The following is a 22,233-nucleotide window of genomic DNA, read 5'->3' as shown; positions in this document are numbered from 1 at the left end:
TTTCTCCATTAAAATTAAGAGGTCTTTATATGTTGGGAACTATTCCTCCTCCCGGAGGCGGCAGATCATGCTCCACATGGCGGCAGCGCTGTTGAAGTTTTCCGGTACCAGGTACTTAGGCGATATCTCAATATCAAAGGTGTTGGCGATTTCAGACACCAGGGATACGATGCTGAACGAATCCAGCAGCTTGCCGTCTATCAGGTGTTCAGCGGTGGTATAGTCAATATCAGGATCAATGTCCTCCAAAATTTCCAGCAGTTCCTCCATTTTCTACATCTCCTTTATGAAAGCTATATGCCCAGGCTGAGTCTCAGGGCCGGGCGGTCAATTTTACCGTTTGCGTTTAAAGGGATCTCCGGCAGCAGAACCACCTTTGAGGGTACCATATAGTCGGCAAGGGACTGCTTCAGGGCGGCGCGTATGTCCCGGGCCGTCTCCTGGCAGCCTGGGGCCAGCTGGCAGGCCAAGATAATTTTGCCCCGCTCCTGCTGATACATACAGCAGCACCGCAGGATAGGCTCCAGGGCCAGAGCGGCGGCTTCTATCTCCCCGGCCTCGATACGCCTGCCCATGTGCTTGAACTGGTGGTCCCTCCGGGCGGCGAACATTAAAAGGCCGTCCTCACGGTACTGGGCCAGGTCCCCGGTGTGCAGAACTTTTTGTGCCCCCTCCTGACGAAATACGGCGGCAGTCTTCTCTTCATCGCCATAGTAGCCCAGGGCCAGGGCTGGAGAGCACACGCAAATCTCACCGATCTCACCTGGCCGACGGACAGGCTCCTGTCCGTCAGACAAGAAGACCCGGCAGTTTGGCAGGGCCCGGCCAATGGGAAGAGCGTCGCTGTCGGAATAATCTCCGGCGACTTCATAATAGCAGCACACCCCCGCAAGCTCCGTGGAACCGTATAGGTTTGTGAACCGCACATGAGGCAGGGCAGCGCGCCAGCGGTTCAGCTGCTTCATGGGAAAGACCTCCCCCACAAAGAAAACCTGCCGAAGATACTGAGGTTTTATTTCCTGAAACGTGTTCAGCTGGGTTACAAGGGCCAGGGCCGAGGGCACCCAGCTGATACAGGTAACCTGCCGGCGGTTCATGTGTTCGATCAGCCGCACAGGAAATGTGAACAAGCTTGCGTCAAGGACCTCCAACCGGGCCCCAAGGCGCATTGAAAGGTACAGGTCCTTAGCAGAAGCGTCAAAGAAAAACGGCGTTTGGTTCCCCAGCACCTCATCGGGTGAAAGGGGAAAGGTGCTGAGAAACGCCTCCACAAAGCTCTTAACGGCCCCGTGGCTTTTCAGCACCCCCTTTGGCGTGCCGGTGGAGCCGGAGGTATAGAGCAGGCACAGAGGGTGCTCCGGCCCACCTTCGGGACATGGAAGGGGCCGTCCGGCTCCCCGACTAAGAGCGTCTGCCAGACATACAGTCTCCCCGGAGAAGGGCAAAGGGTCCCCGGCGTCGGTGGTAAGCACCAGAGAAGGGTTACAGTCCGCTAACAGCCTTTGCAATTTAGCGCTGGGAAGCTCCGGGTCCAGCGGCACATAGAAACAGCCGGCCCACAGCGCCCCATAGAACAGCAGCGGGGTGGCGGCACAGTGCTTGGCCAGCACCCCTATGGGCCGGCCGGGCGGCTCCCGACTGGAAATAAAGGCCCCGACCTGGCGGGACTGTTCCAGAAGCTCTCTATAGGTGAAAGCCTGCTCACCGTCAGCCAAGGCAACCTTATCCGGGCAGCGGGCCGCTGCCTCTACCAGATATTGCAGGACAGAATCCATAAGCCTCTCCTTTCATAAGAAAGACATTTTAGGGGGCCTGGTACCGGGCGTGAAGGGCCTCCTCATAAGAGCCGTAAAAAAGGGCGTCGGGTTTTTCCGCCATGAGTACCTCCGCCAGGTCATATGGAAAATCCCGAGCACTGGCTTCGCAGAGATGGTGCTGGTCGAAATAGGCGGTCTCCTCCGGGTACCGCTCCAGCTTGTCCTTCTTCAGATTAAAATCGTAAAAGGGTACGCCCCATTTTTCACTTACCGCACGGTGGGTCGCCAGGATTTCGTCAAATCCGCTGGTACTCCAAAGCATATATTCAGAAAGAGGCGTGGCGATCATCACCACCCGAACGCCCCTTTCCCGGCACAGGGACAGGCACATATCCAGCCAATAAAGGTTGTCCTCTTGCGGGACTGTGGAAAGAGCCTCTGTGTGATAATCCTTTTCATAATTTTCCGGGCCGGGCATAGGCGTGCTTTCCAGACCCGGCCAGAAGCCGTGGGTTTCATAGTGCTTGGGTACGGACAACTCACCGGCAAGCAGCTGCCGCCAGGTATGGACACCTCGGTTCATCGTGTCATACAACAGATGAGCCCAGTCGGCGGGAGGGACCTGTCTGAAAAAGTATTCCACCCAAAGCCCCAGGTTATCTGACCGCCCCAGCTGATATATGCTGCCCTCCCTGCCATAATCGTTGTAAGAACGGGAAAGGGCGTCATAAGAAAGCTCTAAGATAACAGTTTTCACCGGGTTGCGATCCAATTCCTCCTTAAGAAAAAGGTAGCGGCCGTACATAGTTTGCAACGGAGCTCCCAAATCATAGCTTGTGCAGCCCAGGGCGTCGTCCAGGGCCCTTGGGTCTATGGCCCGCAGTCCCTGGGAGGCGCTGGACACCAAGAGGTCAAACTGACCCGCCATGTCTTTACGGACCTTCGCGTCCTGATAGGGGTACGTACCCCAGGCGTAATATGGAAAAACGATGACGGCGGTTATCAGCGAAAAGCATACCAGCACCGCGAGGACCGAACACAGAGCCCTTCTAAAATTGCGCATAGAGGAAACCTCCTACATTGCCGGAAGCCGGCACGCCAAAGTAGACGGTAAGCACCAGAAGCACCGCAAGGGTAAAAGCGCGCACGGGCAGAGGGGCCCTCCCGAACCAGGCACGCACAGATCCTTTGCGCTGGAGCAGGCTGACAAGCAGCAGCGCCCCTGTGGCAACGGCAACCATTATAAGGGAGGAAAGGGGCATACCATAGGGAAACAGCTCTGCAAAGGAGGGCAGCCGCCGGCCGGTGAAAACCTGCCGCCACAGCCCCAGACCCTGGCGAAGACCGCCCACCTCCGGCAGCACCTTTATAAAACAGACCAGCAGATAGGTGCGCGCCACCTGGAACAGCCGCCAGCCGAAGGAGCTTTCCCGGAGGTGGAGCTTGTCCCGGCCCCATTGGTACAGAGGCTCGAGCCACAGGGAAACGATGATGAACAGGCCGTTGACCCCGCCCCAGGCGATATACGCCCAGCTGGCTCCGTGCCAAATACCCGTCACAAGCCATACGGCCACTAAGGCGATAGACGCGGGCAAAGCCTGACCGAAGGTCTTGCCGAAACGGCCGCGGGCCCATTTACCCAGGCGCGTGTTCCACTTGGAGACGGCGATAGGGTAGTAAATGTAGCTTTTGAACCATGCCCCCAGGGTGATGTGCCACCGCCGCCAGTATTCGGCAATGGACTTTGAGAAATACGGACGCAGGAAGTTCTCCTCAAGACGTATATCCAAAACCTGGCACAGGCCGCACATAATATCCATATAGCCGGAAAAGTCGGCGTATATCTGTATGCTGTAAAAAAATACGCCTGTCAGCACGGCGGGGCCGGAATATTGGGCGTAGTTTTCAAATACCGCATGAACGCAGGGGGCCAGGGTATCGGCCAGAACCAGCTTTTTAAAATAGCCCCAGATCATACGCTGGCACCCGGCGGCAAAGTTCTCATAGGAGAAGCTGTGGGGCTGGAGGAACTGGCAGGACAGCTGTGAATAGCCGCTGATAGGCCCCTGGGTAATCTGCGGAAAAAAGGAGGTGAACAACAGCAGTTTAAAGAAATTCCTCTCCGGGGGCGCCTTGTCCCAGTATACATCGATAAGGTACCCCATTGTCTGGAAGGTGTAAAAGGAAATACCCAGGGGGACCAGTATGGAAAAGGAATTATCGAATTGAAAACCGCCGAACAGACCCAGCAGACGGTTTATCTGATCTAATACGAAGTGGGCATATTTGAAGACGCTGAGCAGGCCAAAATTGAGCAGCAGCGCAGCTATAAGGGCCAGACGCTTCCTCCGGGTATTCTTTTGGCGTATGGCGCCCTTTTCCTCCCTGGAAAGCTCCTTGTGGGCCTGGAAGAAAGCCTTTTGCCCCTGGGAGACGCGGGCCATCCACAGGGCGCAGGCATATGCGGAAAGAGCGGTTACCAGAATATATACTCCGTGCTTTGGCCCGGACATAAGATAGAAAACGGCGCTGAAAAGCAGCAGAACCACCCACTGGAACCTTTTTGGCACAAGATAGTACGCCGCCGCCAGGACGGCCGCAAAAGCCACAAAGGCCAGAGATGTAATGGACATGGCCACTCCTCCGCAGTTTCTAAACTTAAAAAATAGCGACGGCCCTAACAGCAGTCGCAGACTTTCCGGGGACAGGCAGGCAAAAAGCTGTTAAGAATTCCGTTGCTATCTTACCATAAGGGGACGATTATTGTCAAGAGCTTTCTACGGGCGCACGCTCCAGCGGGAGATGAATCTCAAAATTATAAAAAACGCCTGCTTTTAAAATATCTGCGGGCCCGCCCCAGCGCCCATATCCACAGGGACGTAAGCAGGAGAATAAGCAGAAACTCCGGGAAAGTAAAGCGCCAGCTGGTACGCAGCGCGTCCATGCCCTGCTGCGTAAAATGCGAGAAAATCCACACTACATCTACCATGACCGGTATATGAATAGCCATAGCGTAGAAGCTGTTTTTTCCAATCCAGGAGAGCCAGGCCACAGGCTTTGTGAGAATGCCTTGTGAGAGGGAGAGAGAATCAGACAGAAGAACGCTAAACAGCAGCACAGCCGCCACTCCAAGTAACCCATTCAGATAGAACAGAAAAAGGCAGTCGCCAAGGCTGCCCTGGGCAATGGTCACATGGCCGTTGCCCGGGCCAAGGAGCAGAAGAAGAACGGCTGCTGCCCCGGCAAGGGCAGCTCCGATACCCTTGCGGCGCAAAACGGCGGTATATAGAACAGAAAGAGGGAATTTGCGAACAAACAGATTTCCCGCGCCATAAAATACTACCCCAGTCATGGCGGCTTCTATGCTCCAGGGCAGCAGCTTAAAATCGAAGAAACTGTGGGGCTGTACCATCCAATACCCCACCCCGCCGCACAGAGCGCACATAAGGGCCGTAGCCCAAGGCGGAAGCTTGCACAAAAAATAGTAGAGTGTTTCCACTACAAATAGGCAGGTAACAAACCAAAGGGCTACATTGTGTACAAGAAATCCGGCGGAGCCCTGAGCCAGCACAGTTTGCGCAAGCGGTTTCCAATAGCTTCTCACCTCTATGTGCAACAGGGTGCAGCGCAGCGCCCAATATGTCCAGGTGACTAAGGAAAAAGCGGCATAGGGCAGCAGGAGGGTTTTGGCACGGTGCTTTGCGAAGCATAAAAGGCTTTTATGCTTTTCCTGTCGGAATAACATTCCCGACAGGAAAAAGAACGCCTGTATATGAAAGGCGTACGCCAGACGATTGCTTGCGCCCGCCAGCATCAGATGCCCCCACACTACCGCCAGCATACACAGTCCTTTGGCAATGTCTATATATTCGTATCGCTCGGTGCTGTTGGTATGCGTGTCGCGGTACATAGGGAATACACGCTCCTTTCCATGCCGTCAAAATATGCGGATACAACAGCGGCTGGAAAAACGGCGTTCCGCGAGACGGACCTCTATGAAGCTATTCTAACCCCAAAGGCTTATCTTGTCAATAATCTTGTCCCGTGCTTCAGCAGATAGCCCTGCGCGCCCAGGCGTAGGGCACACGGTTGAGACCGCCCGGAGCAGAACCTTGACTTGCCGCTTTCGGTGTTTTATAATGTAATAATAAGGGGAAATGCGCGCCGAAAAAGCCGCTCATCGGAAAAAGAAAAAATTTTTTTGAAAAAGCTGCAACCATTTGCCGAAAAACTGACTTCTTATAGGTAGAAGCATTTCTCCGGCCCCTTCCCTGCCGCATTTGGAGAGTGCGCAAATTATTGGACAGGAGGTACCAATATGAAGTTCATTTTTACAGAGTCCGGCTACCAGCTGTTCCGCTACCGGGGACGCTCGGTGCTGCTGTGCTGCGTGTCGCTGCTGCTGTGCGGCTGCATCGCGTTCTATATCGGCAGCCTGAGCAGCAACCGCCGGGCCCTTGAGACCCTCAGCGAGAATACTCCCGCCAAGGTGCGCATCAGCAACGTCAATGCCGACACCTTCGACGACCTGACCATCTCCTATACCTACGGAGAGCTGCTGGAGATGCTGGGGGTGGGCAGGGTCGTGGCCACCTGCCAGGCGGGGGGCTACTACTCAGAGGAGAGCCGGACGGCCCTGAACACAGCCCACGATGAAATGGTCCGCAAGATAGAGGATCGGGAATCAGACTGGGTATACGTCTCTTCCTATATGCCCCAGGGAGACGTGCATATCTACGGCGTCACCAACTTTGAGGCCACTGGCCTTGGCTGGGCCGGGGACGTAACCCTGGGAGAGGGCTATGACCTCTCCTTCCTGGAGGGGGGCGAGTCTCTCTGCCTTATCAGCGACAAGATGGCGCAGAGTACGGGCCTGGAGATAGGCGACACCTTTGAAATGCCCATCTGCTTCCTGCAATTCACCAGCGGCTTTGGGGTGGGCAAGGCGTACTCCTATATGAACGAGTACAGCTTCACCGTAGCGGGCACCTACCCCGCGCGCATTGAGACAATACATCCGGCGGATATGTATCTGCCCCTTACCTGGCTGCGCGCCAGGCTTGCGGAGGACCAGCCCAATAACCCCTTCACCTATACAAGCTACGGAGGGGACCTGAAGGACTCCATGAAGCTCAACGAATTCAAGGACAGCCTGAAGGACAGCGGCCTGGGCCAGCCCTTCTTCATCGATACCCATGAGATGTATGTCAGTCTGGTGAATGCCCGCACGGTCTACATGGACGACGAGGAGTTCATCCGCAGCGCGGAAAAGCTGGGACAGAGCATGCGCCAGTACGAGATGTTCCTTGTGCCCTTCTTTGTGGTGGTCGTGTTCCTTGTCACCCTCGCCATCTTCCTGGTGCTGCGGGGCTGCCGCAGGGATATGGCCATAGCCTGCTCCTTAGGCCGTCCAAAGGTGGTAACGGCCTTTTCAACCCTGATGGCGGCCCTGGCGGCACAGCTTGCGGGGGCGCTGCTGGCGGTCCCCGTCTCCATGCTGATGACGGGCATCGGCTTTGGCACGGCGCTGCTGGTGTGCGGGACGTTCCTGCTCTGTGCCCTTATCGGGGATATTGTGGGACTTATAATCCTGCTGCGCTTTGACGCATTGGCCCTTCTAACGGCCACGGAATAAGGAAAGGAGGATATTATCATGAAAAACAGTCTGAAACAGCTGCTCCGACGGCCCGGACGTGCCATATTGTTCTTTCTGCTGATGGCGGCCTCTACCCTGCTGCTGGTGTTCGGCGCGGCCATGTATATGCAGAACCAGATACGTATCGATTCTCTGGACGAGTCCTTTACCACCGTGGGCTATATAAGCCAGCAGCCCAAGGACAAGGGCGGCTCCTTCAACCCGGTGTTCTGGGACTATGGCGAGGAGGGAATCATATATCCCGATACGCTGGACTTTGAGGGAGCGGATTACATAGTGCCCCCGGAGAGCCGGCCGTACTATTTGGCCTGTATAGAGGGGGCCTGGGTCGAGGGCGGCAACCGGGATTCCATAGCGGTGGACGACAACATTAACCTGTTAGAGTTCCGCGTAAAAGGCCCAAACCCGGAGAATCCCTATCTGATTGAGGCCGAGCTCACCAAAATTCTAGAGGGCAGCGGACAGGTGCTTAAACTGAACCTTTACGAAGGCGATGCAGACTCCAGGGCCTCCATCAGTTATATGCCCTGCGACCTTGAGATTGGCGAGACTATGAACTTTGTGGAGTTTTGGCTAGAAGAAGGCGAGCTTGAACCCGGCAAGACCTACGTGGGCCTTCTGACGCACAACACCGCAAACCCCCTGTCCGACGTATCTGTAATGGACAGGGACGGAAAGATGGTGAGTCTCAATGCTCTGGGAGATAATTATGCCGCTCTCAGCTCCCCGGGTACGTCCCTGGTAGACCGGCGGGGCAACCCGGTAGAGAGCGATATCTTTAACACAGACGAAAACGGGCGTTCTTCGGGCTTTGTAGAGGTCACCCCCGGCTACTATGACGAGGGCGGGGCCTTTGAGGCCTGGAGGAGCCTTACGACGGAAAACGAGATGAAGAAGCTCACGCACCCGGTGCTGCCTGTAAGCGATCCGAACCTGCTGACCTTTCACCGGCGGAACATCGCCAATATCCGGGGCCGGGAGATAACCGAGGAGGAGTACGCCAGCGGGGCCCGGGTGTGCATGGTGGCAAAGGAGTTTGCCCAAAAGAACCTGTTGTATGAGGGGGACAAGATCACCCTGCCCCTTATCGGCTCACTCTACGGCTATCAGGAAATAAACGAATTTGGCTCGACCACCCGCTTCAGCCTGCCGGTACAGCATCTGCTGGACGCACAGGGCAAGCCCTTGGAGCCCTTCTTTGAGGCGGAATACGAAATCGTTGGCATTTTCGACCCCCGCTACCGCTGCGAGGAGCTGACCTACAGCGATCTTATCATTGTCCCCAGCCGGTCCATAGAGGGCTCGGACGAGGGGCATATACTCTATGCCGGGGCCATGGACGACAGCAACACCTCCTTCATGATACCCAACGGCAGCATCGAGGAATTTGACGCTGCACTGCGTGAGGCTGTGCCGGAGGCGGAGAGGCTGGATATCTACTATGACGACATGGGCTATGCCCGGTCGGTGGAGAACCTGAACGACGCAAAGAAAACCGCCGCGCTGCTGTTCGCCGTGGGGGTGCTGGCCGCCGGGGCCATTATTGCCCTGCTTCTGTACTTCTTCGTGGTGATGGAGAAGAAGCGCACCGCGGTAGAGCGCAGCCTTGGCATGACCAAGGGCCAGTGCCGGGTATCCCTGATGGCGGGTCTGATGGTCCTTTCGCTGGCCGCCACCGCCATAGGCAGCGTAGGAGCCGGAGTGCTGCTGGACCGGGTGGACGCCTACAGCCTGGAACAGGCCCAGGCCCAAAGCGCCAAGATGGAGGAGGGCAGGGTGGTGGACTGGAACCTTGGGGGCATCTATAATTTTAGCGCCAAGTACAGTCCCTGGGCCATGTGGGACGTGCAGGGCAACAAGGCGGAGCTGCAGAAGATAGAGGCGCCCGCCGGCGTATTTATGGCGGCCCCCCTGGCGCTGGATCTGCTGGTTTTACTGCTGGGCCTTTGCCTTATTGGCCGCAGCCTGCGCATTGAACCCCTTTTGCTGCTTAACGCAAAACAATAGAAGTATAGGCCGGGGCGGCAGGTAATGCCATAATGTACACAAAGCGTACATTATAAACGGGGGAAATGGCTATAACACGGCCATTTCCCCCGTTTTTGCTATTCATTTTGTATGTGCATATTTATCAACGCCAAGGGACAAAGTTTTAGGGAAAAGCTTGCTTTTCCCTATGAGATTTGATATGATATATGCAGAAAAGGAGATGGGGATATGCATAAATATGATTACTCGTTCCTGGAAAAATTCCCTCTGCCGGAAAACGTATCCAGCTTGCTGGAATGCCTAAGGGGTATGCAGAAACGGCTTGGCGGCAAGGCCGGTGCGGGAAACCCGGCGCAGAAGCCGGACCTCAGCGAATTCCCCGAAAAGATCATAACAGCATATAAGCGCTCTGACGCTGAACCCCTGCTTCTGGTTCCCTGCGTCACCTTGGATATGCTCTGCACCCTGCCTAAAGACCCCGGCTCCCAAAGCGCCGCTATCGGGCTGGCGCAGCAGCTGCTGAGCCGGTCCGGGTACCCTATGTGCAGAAATTTCCCTCTGGAGGACAAAATCTGCACATACCGCTTTTTCTACCAGAGGGCTCTGGAGCGCGCTTCTGTCCATTGGGAGCAAAACGGAAACGCTTATCTATATTATATAGAGATATTTCTCTCACTGCTCTATCTGTGCGGCAAGGATATGGCGCCGACTGTGCGCCGGCGCGGCAGGACAAAGCGCGCCGCCATCGAGGAGATAGTGCTGGGAAGCGCGGCTCCTATCTCAAAGGCCGAGATATGCGCAGCCCTGCCGAACGTGAGCCCCACCACCGTGGAGGCCGCACTAGGGGCCATGGTGCGGGCCGGGCGCATACAAAAGGTGGGGGCCGCCCGGGCGGCCCGATATATCAGGGCCTAGTCCGCTCCTTCAGCAGCGGGTATGAGCACAGCCCTTCCCTCTGCCAGCGGCAGTCCCCGCAGACATACCGAAAGTCTTCTTCGCTGAGCTTTTCCAGGCGTTCCCGCAGCTCCGCCCAGTCCAGCACCTGCCCCGGAGCCGTGCCGGTGACCTCCATGGCGGCCGCGTCCCTTCTCTGCACATCTTCTGTGCCCAGGGCGCAGCCCTCCGGCTCCCTGTTGGGGCAGTATCTGCATATGTCGTCATTGCCTTGTACAAGCTGGAATTTCTCGCCCTTCTGCATATTCTCTACCAGCCGCCCCATATTATCCGCAAAGGCCTGGTTATACCCGCTGCCAGAGAACAGTCTTGTGCAGAACATATGGTGCCCTCTGAGCGCCCTCATGCCAGGTCCCCCATACCGGCCTTCTTTAGGCTTACCGCTATCCCCGCCGCTGCCAGATACGCCAGCACTACGGAGACCGCGTCTTTAATTAAGAAGGGCACGGACACGGCCATAACAGAAGCGAAAAAGCTGGTGCCGCTTACAAGCCCAAACTGGAAGGAGCCCGCCAGATGGCACAGGAGCAGCCCCGCCCCGCCCAAAAGCAGGGCTATGTATTTTTTGCCGGCCCTTACCCCCAGGCCGCACAACAGCGCCATGGGTATGAAACCCCAAAGGAATCCTCCTGTCATGCCCATAAACGCGCCCACTCCCCCGCTGAACCCGGCAAGCACCGGCACTCCAACGGCGGCCAGGGCCAGGTATACTACAACTGCCAGCGTGCCCAGCGCCGGGCCCATCAGATAGCCGCACAGGGCCACTGCAAAGGTCTGTAAGGTGATTGGCACGCCCACGGGCAGTGGGATAGATATCTGCGACATAACCGCCAGCAGCGCGGCCATTACGCCGGTCATAACTGTGCGCCGGATTGGATTTTTGCTGTGTTCCATAATACTTTCTCCTTTTTATAAAAAGCTGTGGTTTTGTTTTTATGCACATAACGTCAGTTTGTGCGTATCTGCTCAAGAAGCCCTTTCTTAACGATGGCGACTTCTCCGGCGCTAAACGCCTTCTCCTCGCCGGAGTCCAGCCGTACCACAAGCCGGGCCTCGTTATCGATGCCAAGCACTGTGCCCTCCCAGGTCTCCTGGCCCTGCTGGAATGTTATCTCCAGGCCGGTCAGCAGGGAGAGCTTTTTGTATGCGTCCATATAGCTATGCTCCGGCAGCGCGCGGTAAAACCCGAAAAAGCGGTTCAGTATCTCTGCCGCCAGCCTTGTCCTGGTGTCCGCCGGAGCCTCCTCCCTATATAGCGCGCCCGCTGTCTCCGATATCTCGGGAGGGAACCCTCCGGGCGGTTCTAAAATGTTTACTCCGATGCCAAGCACAGCATAGTTTAGCTTGCCGTTCTCAAAGTCTATGGCCGCCTCCGTCAGGATACCGCATATTTTCCTGCCCTCAAGGTACACGTCATTGACCCACTTGATCATAGCCTGCCGCCCCGTGACCCGGCTGACGGCCTCCGCCACGGCCACCGCCGCCGCCGTGGTTATGGCCAGCGAGTCCTCCGCGGGAAGCTCTGGGCGCAACAATATGCTCATATATAGCCCCTGCCCCTGGGGTGAGTAGAAGGACCGGCCCAGCCGCCCCTTGCCCTTCACCTGGCTTTGTGCAATTAGCACCAGTCCCTCGGGCCGCCCCTGCTCGGCCAGTTCCTTTAGCACTGTGTTTGTAGAGGTAACCTCCCCTCGCAGATCGATCTCGATTCCCTCCATGCCAGGCTCCAGACGTCTTTGTATGTTTTCCGGGCTTAGAGCACCGCTTTCTGACACCAAACGGTAGCCTTTGTTTGTGGCTGCTTCAATTTTGTACCCCTCCTCCCGCAATTTTCTGACAGCTTTCCATATCCCGCTGCGGCTGACACCCAACTGCTCCGCTATGGCTTCCCCGGAAACTGCCTTTGGGCTCTCCCGCAGTATCCGTAAAATGCTGTCTGTTATATTCAAAATTATCACCTCCCAAAGTTTTTATCGTATTGTAGCATAGAAGGTCAAGATTGTCAACCTACGATTTGGGTTTCAGGCGACAATCTTTGATTTGATCAAAAAATAAAATTATTTTTTTGCAAAAAAGGGGTTGCAAAATTGAAAGAAATATGGTATTATAATTGAGCGCTAAGGGATAGCGTAGAAGATTCGGGGGTATAGCTCAGCTGGGAGCCCGAAAAATCATTTATATGCCCCCACTGAGAATGCAAAAAGCTTTAATATCTTGTTTATAACGACCAAAATTGAATATTGTGTACCTCGATATCAGATATCATAGTATGATAGAAAACTCGGGGGTATAGCTCAGCTGGGAGAGCGCTTGAATGGCATTCAAGAGGTCAGCGGTTCGATCCCGCTTATCTCCACCAAAAGGTACACATGGGAAAAGGCTTGTTTCAAAAGAAACGAGCCTTTTTCGTTATTGTGGCATTTGCAGACCAGAATATCCCAGCCAGACAAGTGCCACTCCCCTTAAAGGGCGTTCAGGATTTTATTGAATGCCCTTTTTTCATGCCCATTTTTAACAGTTATCAAAAAATAAGAAAGGAGCGACTACATGGCTTTTGATTATTTCTATGGCGGGGAATCGGAACAGTTCAGTTTCTACCGAATCCCCCGGCAGCTTATTGTCGGCCCGGAGTTCAGGCATGTTTCTACCGACGCCAAGCTGCTCTACGGCCTTATGCTGGACAGGATGGGCCTGTCCGCCCGGAACGGCTGGTATGATGAAGAAAACCGCGTCTTTATCTATTACCCGCTGGATGAAATCCGGGAGGCTTTGAATTGCGGCAACGATAAGGCGGTCAAGCTGCTGGCCGAGTTGGACACGGGCAAAGGTATTGGCCTTATCCAGCGCGTGAAGCAGGGACAGGGTAAACCGGCGAGAATCTATGTCAAGCGGTTCACCACTTCGGAAAAACCATCGGGAGAAGATATACAGCCCTCTCCCCCGTCCAGACTTCCGAAAAGCGGAAACCCAGACTTCGGAAAAACCGAAGTCAAGAGTTCGGAAAACCAGAAGTCAAGACTTCGGGAAAGCAGAAGTGCAGAGTTCGGAAAATCGGAGTGTATCTATACTGATAAAAGTTATACAGAGTTGAACCAGACAAATCCATCTATCCATCTTTCGGTTGATACAATGGATAGGGCCGGGTATCGGGAGGTGGTGATGGAAAATATCGGCTATGAAAAGCTGGTGGGCGAATACGGGCAGGAGGACACGGATGGAGTGGTGGATTTGATAGTTGACACCCTTACCACCACCCAGCCCACGGTACGCATTGGCAGAGAGGACATTCCCGCAGAAGCGGTACGCTCCCGGTTTCTCAAGCTGGACGATTCACACATTGAGTACGTCTTTGACTGTTTAAATCAAACCACCGGGAAAGTCCGCAACATCCGGGCCTACTTGCTTACCAGCCTGTACAACGCGCCGACCACTATCGGTCGGTACTACCAGACGCAGGTGCAGCACGATTTATACGGAAGCTCTTAATCCACAGAAAATTTTTTTAAGGAGGTTTTGCCCACGAAAAAGTACATCCGTTTTATCGACAGCAGCTACAATACCCTGTTCCACCTGCCGGACGGCGGGCGCATCCGGATCACCCGCCCGAACGGGGAACAGATTGAGCGAGTATGCCGGTTTCTGGACGAGTGCCACACGCAGGTGGGAAATAATGTTTACCACATCTGCGAGTTTGCGGAGCGCATGGAGGGCATCGGCGCAAAGTATACGCCGCTGGACTACATACGCGAGCTTGAATTTTACCGGAAATTCTACTTTACCAAGGATAGCACGGCCAAGGGCCCGCCCTATTTTATCATTGATGAAATATCCGCCCACGGCTTTGCTTTTGCACCGAAAGGGGCGGCAAAGGGCCGGAAATACTGCATTTTTGAAATACTGCAAATTGGCCCGAACCGCCGCCAGATTGGAAATGTCATCCTCTGGGGCAGTTCGCTGCGGGATATCCATCCCCGGGAATGGGGCTTTGATATGGAGAAAATCAGGGCCGTCACGCAGAAGCCCAAAACCAAAAACGGCCCGGACAGGTAGCGGGTAATGTGTCCCAAGTTGGGACACAAAAAATCAACAGAGAAATCCGTCCCAAGTTGGGACACAAAACGGCTATAAGCCGTTATTTTTTTACCCCGAATGGGGAGAAAGGAAATCAGTATGACAGTAAAACGTCCTATCGCCTACATTTCAGCCGCGTGGAGTGGCAGCAGGAGCACAGACAGGGAGAACGCCGCCTATTATTGCAGGCAGGTGTATGAAGCCGGGTTCTCGCCCATATGCCCCCTGCTGTTCCTGCCGGACTTCATTCACAAGGAGGTGCCCCAGGAACACAAGGACGGACTGGACATGGCCCGGGAGTACCTGCGCCGTTCCCGGGTGCTGGTCGTCTGCGGAGGGCAGGTGGATGAAACGGTCAAGAGCGATATTGCCGTGGCCCAACGCCTGCGGATTGCCGCCACCACCCTTGAGGGCATTTTGACCGTGAAAGGACAGGGAATTGCCGATGAATGATTATTTGATTCACAAAATCCGGGCGCCCCCTTTTCCCTTCACCCGCCGAAAACATCAAAAAATTAAAAGGAGGACTTCTATTTGAATAAAATTTCCCAAAAATTCCTGGCTCTGCTTTTGAGCCTTCTGACCGTCCTTGGCCCCATGACCACCGCCGCCCTTGCCACTGAGGCCAGCCCCGGCGAATCCGGCAACATGACCGAGCGTTTTCTTGATGAAAGCACCAGCCGGGAACTGGCCGCACCTGCCGTCAGCAACCGCGTTTACCTTGGCTACACCACGGAGATTACCTATGTCTACCATCACGGCAATTCTGTGCTGACCGGCTCCAAGGACGTGGACAGGGCCGAGGCCAGAGTGGGCGATACCCTGCACTACTCCATCACCGTTGGCAACGATGAATCTGCTAACGCCACTCTGCGTAATGCCGTTGTAAAGGACACCATCCCGGAACATCTGGGCTTCGTGTACGGCTCTGTACTGGTGGACGGCGAGAATGGCAGCTATCAGTTTGACATGAAGTCCGGCCTGCTGACCGTTAAGGTGGGAGACCTTGCCCCCGGTGAGAAAAAGCAGGTGACTTTTGCCGCCATCGTTAAGGACACCGCTTACGGCGAGAGCCTTTCCAACACCGCCATCCTGAGCGCGGACAGGAACGAGGACAAGCCTGTTACAGACGCTGGCACGAAGATAGAGGACGGCAGGCCCGGCCTGACTGCCACAAAGACTGTTGATAAATCCACCGCAAAGGTAGGCGATACCCTGACTTACACCGTCACCGCCAGCAATGCGGAGGACGCTACCGCCCCGCTTGAAAATGCAACTCTCACTGATACCCTGCCCAGCTTCGTTGATTTTGTGCAGGGCAGCGTCATGATGGACGGGGCCAGTGGCCGCTATAGCTTCGACAAGGGCATTTTAGCTGTTGAGTTGGGCACCATGGAACCGGGTGCTGCAAAAACCGTTACATTCCAGGTGACTGTCAACAAAAGCGCCTATAACCAGACATTCCAGAATACCGCTGTGCTGAGCGCGGATAATTCTGACTCCGTTGTCCCCTCTGACGTGGGCGTGACTGTAGAGGACGGGATTGCGAAAATGTCTGCGGCAAAGTCTGTTGATAAGGCCGAGGCCCATGTGGGAGACACTTTGACCTATACCGTTACTGTCAACAACGCGGACACCGCCACTGTCCCCCTGCGGGATGTGGTCATGAGCGACACACTTCCGGAGTATGTCACGTTCAATCAGGGCAGCGTGGCCGTGGACGGCAATACCGTCCACACTACCTTTGACAGCAAGACCCGGCAGCTTACGGTTGACTTGGGGGATATCAATCCCAACGAGACAAAAACCGTGACGTTTTCTGCTACAGTCAACACCAGTGCTTGCGGAAAGAAATTCACCAATACCGCTGTTTTGAGCGCCGCCAACGAGGAAGATAAGCCTGCCACCGACAGCGGCGTGACCGTTGCCGCCGGCACGCCCGAGGGCTACACAGGCGCAAAGACCGTCAATAAGTCCCGGGCGGCGGTTGGCGATACCCTCACTTATTCCATCGCCCTGCGCAATTCTTCCACAGCCACCGCAGCCTGGGAGAAGGCCAAGGTTACGGACGTTATCCCGGAACACCTGGCTTTTGTCCCCGGCAGCGTGGAAGTGGACGGACGGGCCAGCAACGATTACTCCTTTGACGCAGATGCCCGCACCTTGACCCTGCTGGCGGACAGCATTGCCGTGGGCCAGACCCGGACATACACCTTCCGCGTCACGGTGGAAGATGGGGCACAGGGTTTGCGTATCGTGAACACCGCCAAAGTCACCAGCGAGGGCCGGGAAGATATGCAGCTTCCCGATACCGGCGTGGAGATTGAAGGCGGCAGTGTTGAACCCTCCATGACTAAGACCGCCAGCGTCAGCAAGGCCAAACCCGGCGATACTTTCACCTATACGGTAGAAATCAAGAACGGCGCAAAGGCCACCGCCGACTGGAAAAACATTGTGCTCTCCGACGTGCTCCCCGCAGGCGTGGAACTGGTGGACGGTTCAGTTGCCGTTGATGATAAAACCACCGAATATACCCTTTCCGGGCAGGTTTTGAGCGTGGAAATTGGCAGCTTGAAGCCCAACGAAAGCGTCCGGGTGACATTCCGGGTAAAGGTTCTGGAGCGCGCCGCCGGGGATATCATCCGCAACGTGGCAACCGCCCAGGGCGATAACGGCAAGCATACCGCCAGCGACAACGGCGTGGCCGTGGGACTTGGCAAAGGCCAGCTAAGCGGCACAAAGACTGTAAGCAAGACTACCGCAAAAGTAGGCGATATTCTCACCTACACCATCACCGCCCACAATTCCGACAAAGTGACGGCCAATCTGAAGAATGTGACCGTGACCGACACCCTCTCCGAGTACCTGACCCTTGACCCCGCCAGTGTGCGGGTAGACGGCCTTACCGCCCGCAGTTTTTTTGACGGGGCGGCCCGGCAGCTCCGTGTGGAGCTGGGAGATATTGCCCCGGGCCAGACGAAAACCGTGACCTTTACGGCCGCGGTCAATACCAACGCTTACGGTAAGAGGTTCGGCAACACCGCTGTGCTGGCCGCTGAAAACAGCGGCCCCGTGACTGTAACAACTCCCGGAGATGTAGCCGTGGAGGACGGCAAGTCCGAGGGCTCCGTAGGAGCTAAGACGGTGGATAAATCCAGGGCCAAGGTTGGCGACACACTGACATATTCTATCGCTGTGCGCAATGCTTCTACTGCTTCCGGCCCGTGGAAGAATGTGGAAGTCATCGACGTTATCCCGGAACACCTGACCTTTGTTTCCGGCAGCGTGGAAGTGGACGGGCGCTCCACCAATGACTTTTCGTACAATGCCAGTGCCCGCACTTTGAAGCTGATAACGGACAGCGTAGAGCCCGGCCAGACCAAAACCTACTCCTTCCGCGTCACGGTTGACGAGGGCGCGCAGGGTATGTACATCACCAACACCGCCGTTGTGAAAAGCCCGGACCGGGAGGATATCCAGCTTCCCGACACAGGCGTGGAGATTGACGGCGGCAAGACAGAACCGGCCATTACCAAGAGCGCCAGTGTGACGAAAGCCAAGCCCGGAGATATTTTCACCTATACCATTCAGGTCAAGAACGGCGCAAATGCCACTGCTGACTGGAAAAATGTCACGGTTTCCGACGTTATCCCGGCTGGCCTTGAGTTTGTTGCCGGTTCTGTGCGGGTGGACGGGCAGACCGTCTCCTATGGTATTTCCGGCAGGGCAATCGAAATCCCGGTTGACGACCTCAAGCCCAATCAAACTGCTGTTGTGGAATTTGATGTGCGTGTGCTGGGTAATGCTCAGGGTACTGCCATCACCAATACCGCTATAGCCAGGGGCGATAACGGTGAAAAGACCGGCACAGACCCCGGCGTTACCGTGCCCGCCCTTACCCCGGACGATACGGCTGATAACAAGCCCGCTGGAACAAAAACAGTGGACAAGACCATCGTAAAGCCCAGGGAATCCGTGACCTATACCATCACCGCCAGCAACACTACAGATATGGTATGGGAGAATGTACAGGCGCTGGATATTCTGGACAGTTCCATGCTGACCCTTATAAACGATTCCGTTTCCATCAACGGCGTGAAGTCCAGCCAGTGGAGCTTCAACGGGTGCGAGTTGGTGCTCAATCTGGGCGATATCCAGCCTGGCGGCTCTGCCGAGGCCCAGTTCCGGGTGGAGTTCAAGACGGACGCTTCGGGAAAAGCCTTTACCAATTATGCCACCCTGAAAAGCCCCAGCCATAAGGATGTGGGCCTGACGGCCCCGGAGGTTTCCGTCCTTGAGGATGTTACTGTACCGTTTACGGATATCCACTATAGACTTTTCTATGGGTATGGCGACAGCCAGGGCAACCCCACTTTCAAGTGGCGCCCGGAGGAGCCCATTACCTTGAGGCAGGTCTGCCAGCTTGCCGTACGTATCATGACAGACGATTACCGTAAATCCCTTGGCTATGGGACGAAGGCCGTGCCGGAGGGCGTTACAACAAAGGACGCAAGGTTCCTTATTTCACTGGGCATGGTGTCCACCGCCGAATACTCGTCCGAGTCAGATGGCCGCAAGCCCGCCACACAGGCGCAGACCTACCGTATTCTGAGCGCCGCTTTCCAGCGTGATCTTACTTCCTACATCGTCAGTGCAGAGGGAGAGGTCAGCCGGATCAAGGTGGCTATGGACTTGTGCGAAATCACCAGCCGAGACACAAACCCCGACCGCAGCGGTTTAGAGGGCGCTTTCTTCACCGACGTCAGTTCCTATGCGGCTCTGGTGGCTGAGGTCAGCAACGGCCATGAGTATACGAAGGACAGCAGAGGCCGGGAAACATGGATAAGGCTTATTGACTAAGGAAGAAAACAGAATCAGGGAGAGGAGGCTTACTTAAACGGAGAAAGCCCCCGGCTATACAGCCGGGAGCTTTCCCTACATTATATATGTTTATGTTTGTTCATTGCCGGGGCCATCCGTATATGTCATAGATGGTATGGTCGAAAAAGTACAACGGCTGCTTGCTGAACAGGTGTTCGGCGTAGACATTGTTACCCACCACATAACAGGAGACCGCTGCCACGTCCATAGAATCATGGAGCATATTCTGCCGGTGGCCGGTGGAATTGTACCAGGCGTCCACAATGGCTTTTGCCATCTTCCGGGTATCGTCCCGGATATAGGCGGGGTAGCCGATGCCCTTGTAGATGTTCTCCACGTTCAGGCCCTCGCCGACGGTAAGGCAGACTTCGCCGTTGGGCCGGACATGCTCAAAACGGATAACGCTCTCTTTGGCACGGATATCCGCCCAGTCTCTTACAAGGGGGTGGAATAACAATTCGTTCAGGCCCTTGCTTTTCCGAAGCTCGTTTATCTGCTCCATAACCTCGTTTGCAAGGTCATAATCGAAATAGCCGCCGTTTGAGTCTGCCGCCGACCTGCCCGTGGGTTTTTCATAGGTTGGATTGTAGTTGTACCACGGCGGGTCCTCGCCGGGGGTGGGCGTGGGCGTAGGGGAAGGATTCTCGGCTGGCTTTTCAAAACTCTTTAGCCTGCTGAAATTGAGGAATATCTGCGCCACCTGCGCCCGGGTCGCTGAACTCAAAGGGTCAAGCCTGCCGCCGGAACCGTTGAGTATGCCGTAGGCAGTCGCCCATTTCATGGCGTCCTGCGCTCCGGGCGATACCTTTGCGCAGTCCGAAAAAGAGGCGTACTTGGATTCGCGCTCCGTCAGGGGGAAGCCGAACTTCTGGAAATAGCGGTAGAAAAACACCGCCATATCTTCCCGGGCGATGGGCTTGTTGGGATAGAAGAAATCGCCGTCCGCGATACCGTTGTCCCTGGCCCATACCGCAAAGGGATAGAAGTATTCCCCTTGATAGACGTCATTGAAATTGTAATAATCAAACCGGCCATAGGTGGCTTCCACCCCATGCAAACGGCCCAGCACGGTGATGAACATGCCCCGCGTCATGGTACTGTTGGGGCTGAACTGTGTGGCCGATGTGCCGCTGAAAAGCCCGGCGTTTGCGGCATACTCCACGGCGCCGTAGTACCACGCTTTTGGGGAAACGTCCGTGAAATCCGAGACGCTTTTGGTGCTGGCCGGGATAGTGAGGGAGGCGGTAAGGAGCAGGGCGGCTAACATTATGGAAATCTGTTTTTTCATAGAGAAAACCCCTTTCAATATTTGGTGAATTTCTACAATGTAAGTATAGCACGCCTTGTGAGAAATTGCAAATTTCTGTAAAAAACCTAGGGGAATATGGCATGGAAATGTGTCCCAAGCTGGGCAATGCCATTAAGTTAAGCGCCGCCAAAGATCCCGGCTATCGTGCCGGGAGATAAAACCAAGAAATCCGATTACCCGAGGAAACAGGTCTCTGGAAAGCCCGTCCCCGCCTTACTGGAAAGCGTTTCCTGTAAAGCAACCCTTCCAGTTCTCGAAAAGGTTTCCGTAAGAAAGCACAGCAGGCAAAGACAGCATCGGAAAAATTGAGGCGCTGCTTTTGTTTTGTCTTGTGGCAGGAAAGCTCCACGTTCCAGGCTGCTGCCTGTGCAAAGTTAAAAATCAGGAAAGCAGCAAAAACCTCCTGTAAAATAAGTTCTGGAATTTTGGAGTGGAGATGAATGAGCGCCACTGAATATTTCAGGCTGCGGAAAGATGTTTCGATGCCCCAGCGTTTGGCGTAAAGAGCTTTCAAAGTTTCGGGCGGAAATTGATTTTTATTCAGATTTGTCAGGAAGGTTTCCGTTTTTCCATTGCAGAAATTTACGCGTACGATACGGAAAGAAAGCCGGTAAAAGCCAACGCTTTCTGCAGGCAGGAAATCGAAAACACGCTGACTTGTAAGCTTATAAAAATCTGCCGGAACAGGGATATTTCTTGTTTCCAGTTTTCGTTTTGTGAGGCGCCCCAAAGTGAGGCTTGCGGGTATATCAAATTCGGGAAAACAAGGAAGCTTTACACCAAAAACCGAATCCCTTTCCTTCAGGCGGAGGACATATTTCCAGCCCCGGTTTTCCAGATGCGCCAAGTTGTTCAGGGACGCATAGTTCCGGTCGGCTAAAAGGATAACCGGCTCTGAAATCCGCGAACGGTCTGTCATTTCACACAGAGCTTTGCCTTCATTTTTCTCGTGTTCCTTTTGGACAATTAAGTCTGTATAAATGCCGTTTTCCAAGTCAAAAAGAGCGTTTATCAGGTGCTTGTTCCAACCGTGCTGGCGGTCTGTTCCGGGCAGATAAGAAAGCAAATCTGCAGGGTATGCTGATGATTTCAAGGACATTCCATCCACTGCCAGCAGCCGATATCCCCGGTACTTCTTTTCGGGGGTAAGTGAATTTGAAAAGCTGTGAAATAAGTCCTCCAAGGCTTTAGGCAAAAGCTTTTTCCGCTGCTGCACAAAAGCGGAGGCAGAGGGTGTTTTTTCTTGAAAACGGAAAGCTTTCATGAGATTTTTGCCCACGCTTTCACAGCTCATGGTAAGCAGCAGGAGAAGGATTTTTTCAAAATCCAGCGCCCTGCGGCGGGTGAAATCCCGTCCTGGCCGGCTGGCGTAAATTTGGGGATTCTTTCCCATTTTCCTTACCTGAGACAGCAGCTTTTTTCGTAAGTTTTTTGCGGTTTGTTTCATTTTATAAGCCCCTTGAAGTTTTTATTTTTCAAGGGGCTTCGCCGCATATTTTTCTTATTTTGTCAAGGGCTTTTTGCCGATTTCTTTATCTTTTTACAAAATGCTTAACTTAATGGCATTGCCCAAGCTGGGACGCATTTCCGGCCCTGTTTCCTGATATCATAATCTG

General features: G+C 54.7%; 17 protein-coding genes and 1 tRNA gene. 8 read left to right on the top strand and 10 right to left on the bottom strand.

The genetic code is table 11. The features are described from left to right. Positions 1 to 39 precede the first annotated feature (39 nt). The 5 genes from ADH66_RS08065 to ADH66_RS08045 form a co-directional block, all read right to left on the bottom strand. Entirely contained in the window at positions 40 to 270 is a 231-nt protein-coding gene (locus tag ADH66_RS08065) for an acyl carrier protein (protein WP_066533672.1), read from the bottom strand. A 23-nt stretch (positions 271 to 293) separates the two neighbouring features. Next, on the bottom strand, positions 294 to 1,775 hold the full coding sequence (locus tag ADH66_RS08060) for an amino acid adenylation domain-containing protein (protein ID WP_066533677.1): 1,482 nt from the start codon (positions 1,773 to 1,775) through the stop codon (positions 294 to 296). Positions 1,776 to 1,803: 28 nt separating this feature from the next. Then, positions 1,804 to 2,820, bottom strand: a complete 1,017-nt coding sequence (locus ADH66_RS08055; RefSeq protein ID WP_066533678.1) for a hypothetical protein — start codon at positions 2,818 to 2,820, stop codon at positions 1,804 to 1,806. Beyond that, on the bottom strand, positions 2,807 to 4,390 hold the full coding sequence (locus ADH66_RS08050; protein WP_066533680.1) for an MBOAT family O-acyltransferase: 1,584 nt from the start codon (positions 4,388 to 4,390) through the stop codon (positions 2,807 to 2,809). Before ADH66_RS08050 ends, ADH66_RS08055 begins: the two co-directional genes overlap by 14 nt. A gap of 182 nt (positions 4,391 to 4,572) precedes the next feature. Then, complete coding sequence (locus tag ADH66_RS08045; RefSeq protein WP_066533682.1) at positions 4,573 to 5,667, bottom strand: acyltransferase family protein; 1,095 nt, start codon at positions 5,665 to 5,667, stop codon at positions 4,573 to 4,575. A gap of 408 nt (positions 5,668 to 6,075) precedes the next feature. Here ADH66_RS08045 and ADH66_RS08040 point away from each other — a divergent pair, with 408 nt between their 5' ends. The 3 genes from ADH66_RS08040 to ADH66_RS08030 all read left to right on the top strand — a co-directional run bounded on the left by ADH66_RS08040 (position 6,076) and on the right by ADH66_RS08030 (position 10,317). Further along, complete coding sequence (locus ADH66_RS08040) at positions 6,076 to 7,392, top strand: hypothetical protein (protein WP_066533684.1); 1,317 nt, start codon at positions 6,076 to 6,078, stop codon at positions 7,390 to 7,392. 18 nt (positions 7,393 to 7,410) lie between these two features. Further along, positions 7,411 to 9,420 (top strand): FtsX-like permease family protein, encoded by a 2,010-nt coding sequence (locus tag ADH66_RS08035; protein ID WP_066533685.1) that lies wholly within the window; start codon positions 7,411 to 7,413, stop codon positions 9,418 to 9,420. A gap of 210 nt (positions 9,421 to 9,630) precedes the next feature. Then, the gene (locus ADH66_RS08030; protein WP_066533687.1) at positions 9,631 to 10,317 is read left to right on the top strand and encodes a hypothetical protein; all 687 of its coding nucleotides are present in this window, start codon (positions 9,631 to 9,633) and stop codon (positions 10,315 to 10,317) included. Here ADH66_RS08030 and ADH66_RS08025 read toward each other — a convergent pair. Genes ADH66_RS08025 through ADH66_RS08015 form a run of 3 tightly spaced genes read right to left on the bottom strand, consistent with a single transcriptional unit; the run spans position 10,307 to position 12,305 of the window. After that, entirely contained in the window at positions 10,307 to 10,702 is a 396-nt protein-coding gene (locus tag ADH66_RS08025; RefSeq protein ID WP_066533689.1) for a DUF1284 domain-containing protein, read from the bottom strand. The genes ADH66_RS08030 and ADH66_RS08025 overlap by 11 nt on opposite strands. Continuing rightward, positions 10,699 to 11,250 (bottom strand): biotin transporter BioY, encoded by a 552-nt coding sequence (locus ADH66_RS08020; protein WP_066533691.1) that lies wholly within the window; start codon positions 11,248 to 11,250, stop codon positions 10,699 to 10,701. Before ADH66_RS08020 ends, ADH66_RS08025 begins: the two co-directional genes overlap by 4 nt. Positions 11,251 to 11,303: 53 nt before the next feature. Then, positions 11,304 to 12,305, bottom strand: a complete 1,002-nt coding sequence (locus ADH66_RS08015) for a biotin--[acetyl-CoA-carboxylase] ligase (protein ID WP_066533693.1) — start codon at positions 12,303 to 12,305, stop codon at positions 11,304 to 11,306. Between the two features lie 334 nt (positions 12,306 to 12,639). Here ADH66_RS08015 and ADH66_RS08010 point away from each other — a divergent pair. The 5 genes from ADH66_RS08010 (at position 12,640) to ADH66_RS07985 (ending at position 19,287) form a co-directional block, all read left to right on the top strand. Further along, positions 12,640 to 12,715, top strand: a tRNA-Ala gene (locus ADH66_RS08010). Positions 12,716 to 12,903: 188 nt separating this feature from the next. Further along, entirely contained in the window at positions 12,904 to 13,842 is a 939-nt protein-coding gene (locus tag ADH66_RS08000; RefSeq protein WP_066533696.1) for a DUF6017 domain-containing protein, read from the top strand. A 27-nt stretch (positions 13,843 to 13,869) separates the two neighbouring features. Next, complete coding sequence (locus tag ADH66_RS07995; RefSeq protein WP_066533698.1) at positions 13,870 to 14,406, top strand: hypothetical protein; 537 nt, start codon at positions 13,870 to 13,872, stop codon at positions 14,404 to 14,406. Positions 14,407 to 14,526: 120 nt separating this feature from the next. After that, complete coding sequence (locus tag ADH66_RS07990; RefSeq protein ID WP_066533699.1) at positions 14,527 to 14,880, top strand: DUF7768 domain-containing protein; 354 nt, start codon at positions 14,527 to 14,529, stop codon at positions 14,878 to 14,880. 81 nt (positions 14,881 to 14,961) lie between these two features. Then, positions 14,962 to 19,287: a DUF7927 domain-containing protein gene (locus tag ADH66_RS07985; RefSeq protein ID WP_066533702.1), complete on the top strand. Its 4,326-nt coding sequence runs from the start codon at positions 14,962 to 14,964 to the stop codon at positions 19,285 to 19,287. 100 nt (positions 19,288 to 19,387) lie between these two features. Here the strand turns inward: ADH66_RS07985 and ADH66_RS07980 are convergent, their stop codons facing one another. Continuing rightward, positions 19,388 to 20,596 carry a CAP and S-layer homology domain-containing protein gene (locus tag ADH66_RS07980; protein ID WP_066533703.1) on the bottom strand — a complete coding sequence of 403 codons (1,209 nt, stop codon included), beginning with the start codon at positions 20,594 to 20,596 and terminating at the stop codon, positions 19,388 to 19,390. 160 nt (positions 20,597 to 20,756) lie between these two features. Further along, positions 20,757 to 22,064 (bottom strand): IS4 family transposase, encoded by a 1,308-nt coding sequence (locus tag ADH66_RS07975; RefSeq protein WP_066533705.1) that lies wholly within the window; start codon positions 22,062 to 22,064, stop codon positions 20,757 to 20,759. Between the last annotated feature and the right edge of the window lie 169 nt (positions 22,065 to 22,233).

Origin of the sequence: Acutalibacter muris (assembly GCF_002201475.1) — a bacterium.
GTDB lineage: Bacteria > Bacillota > Clostridia > Oscillospirales > Acutalibacteraceae > Acutalibacter > Acutalibacter muris.
This window is presented reverse-complemented; position numbering and strand designations above follow the sequence as displayed.

What these genes read in the sequence shown, in the direction of transcription:
- ADH66_RS08065 (WP_066533672.1), bottom strand. Translation starts at nt 270, where the DNA reads ATGGAGGAACTGCTGGAAATTTTGGAGGACATTGATCCTGATATTGAC.
- ADH66_RS08060 (WP_066533677.1), bottom strand. Translation starts at nt 1,775, where the DNA reads ATGGATTCTGTCCTGCAATATCTGGTAGAGGCAGCGGCCCGCTGCCCG.
- ADH66_RS08055 (WP_066533678.1), bottom strand. Translation starts at nt 2,820, where the DNA reads ATGCGCAATTTTAGAAGGGCTCTGTGTTCGGTCCTCGCGGTGCTGGTA.
- ADH66_RS08050 (WP_066533680.1), bottom strand. Translation starts at nt 4,390, where the DNA reads ATGTCCATTACATCTCTGGCCTTTGTGGCTTTTGCGGCCGTCCTGGCG.
- ADH66_RS08045 (WP_066533682.1), bottom strand. Translation starts at nt 5,667, where the DNA reads ATGTACCGCGACACGCATACCAACAGCACCGAGCGATACGAATATATA.
- ADH66_RS08040 (WP_066533684.1), top strand. Translation starts at nt 6,076, where the DNA reads ATGAAGTTCATTTTTACAGAGTCCGGCTACCAGCTGTTCCGCTACCGG.
- ADH66_RS08035 (WP_066533685.1), top strand. Translation starts at nt 7,411, where the DNA reads ATGAAAAACAGTCTGAAACAGCTGCTCCGACGGCCCGGACGTGCCATA.
- ADH66_RS08030 (WP_066533687.1), top strand. Translation starts at nt 9,631, where the DNA reads ATGCATAAATATGATTACTCGTTCCTGGAAAAATTCCCTCTGCCGGAA.
- ADH66_RS08025 (WP_066533689.1), bottom strand. Translation starts at nt 10,702, where the DNA reads ATGAGGGCGCTCAGAGGGCACCATATGTTCTGCACAAGACTGTTCTCT.
- ADH66_RS08020 (WP_066533691.1), bottom strand. Translation starts at nt 11,250, where the DNA reads ATGGAACACAGCAAAAATCCAATCCGGCGCACAGTTATGACCGGCGTA.
- ADH66_RS08000 (WP_066533696.1), top strand. Translation starts at nt 12,904, where the DNA reads ATGGCTTTTGATTATTTCTATGGCGGGGAATCGGAACAGTTCAGTTTC.
- ADH66_RS07990 (WP_066533699.1), top strand. Translation starts at nt 14,527, where the DNA reads ATGACAGTAAAACGTCCTATCGCCTACATTTCAGCCGCGTGGAGTGGC.
- ADH66_RS07980 (WP_066533703.1), bottom strand. Translation starts at nt 20,596, where the DNA reads ATGAAAAAACAGATTTCCATAATGTTAGCCGCCCTGCTCCTTACCGCC.
- ADH66_RS07975 (WP_066533705.1), bottom strand. Translation starts at nt 22,064, where the DNA reads ATGAAACAAACCGCAAAAAACTTACGAAAAAAGCTGCTGTCTCAGGTA.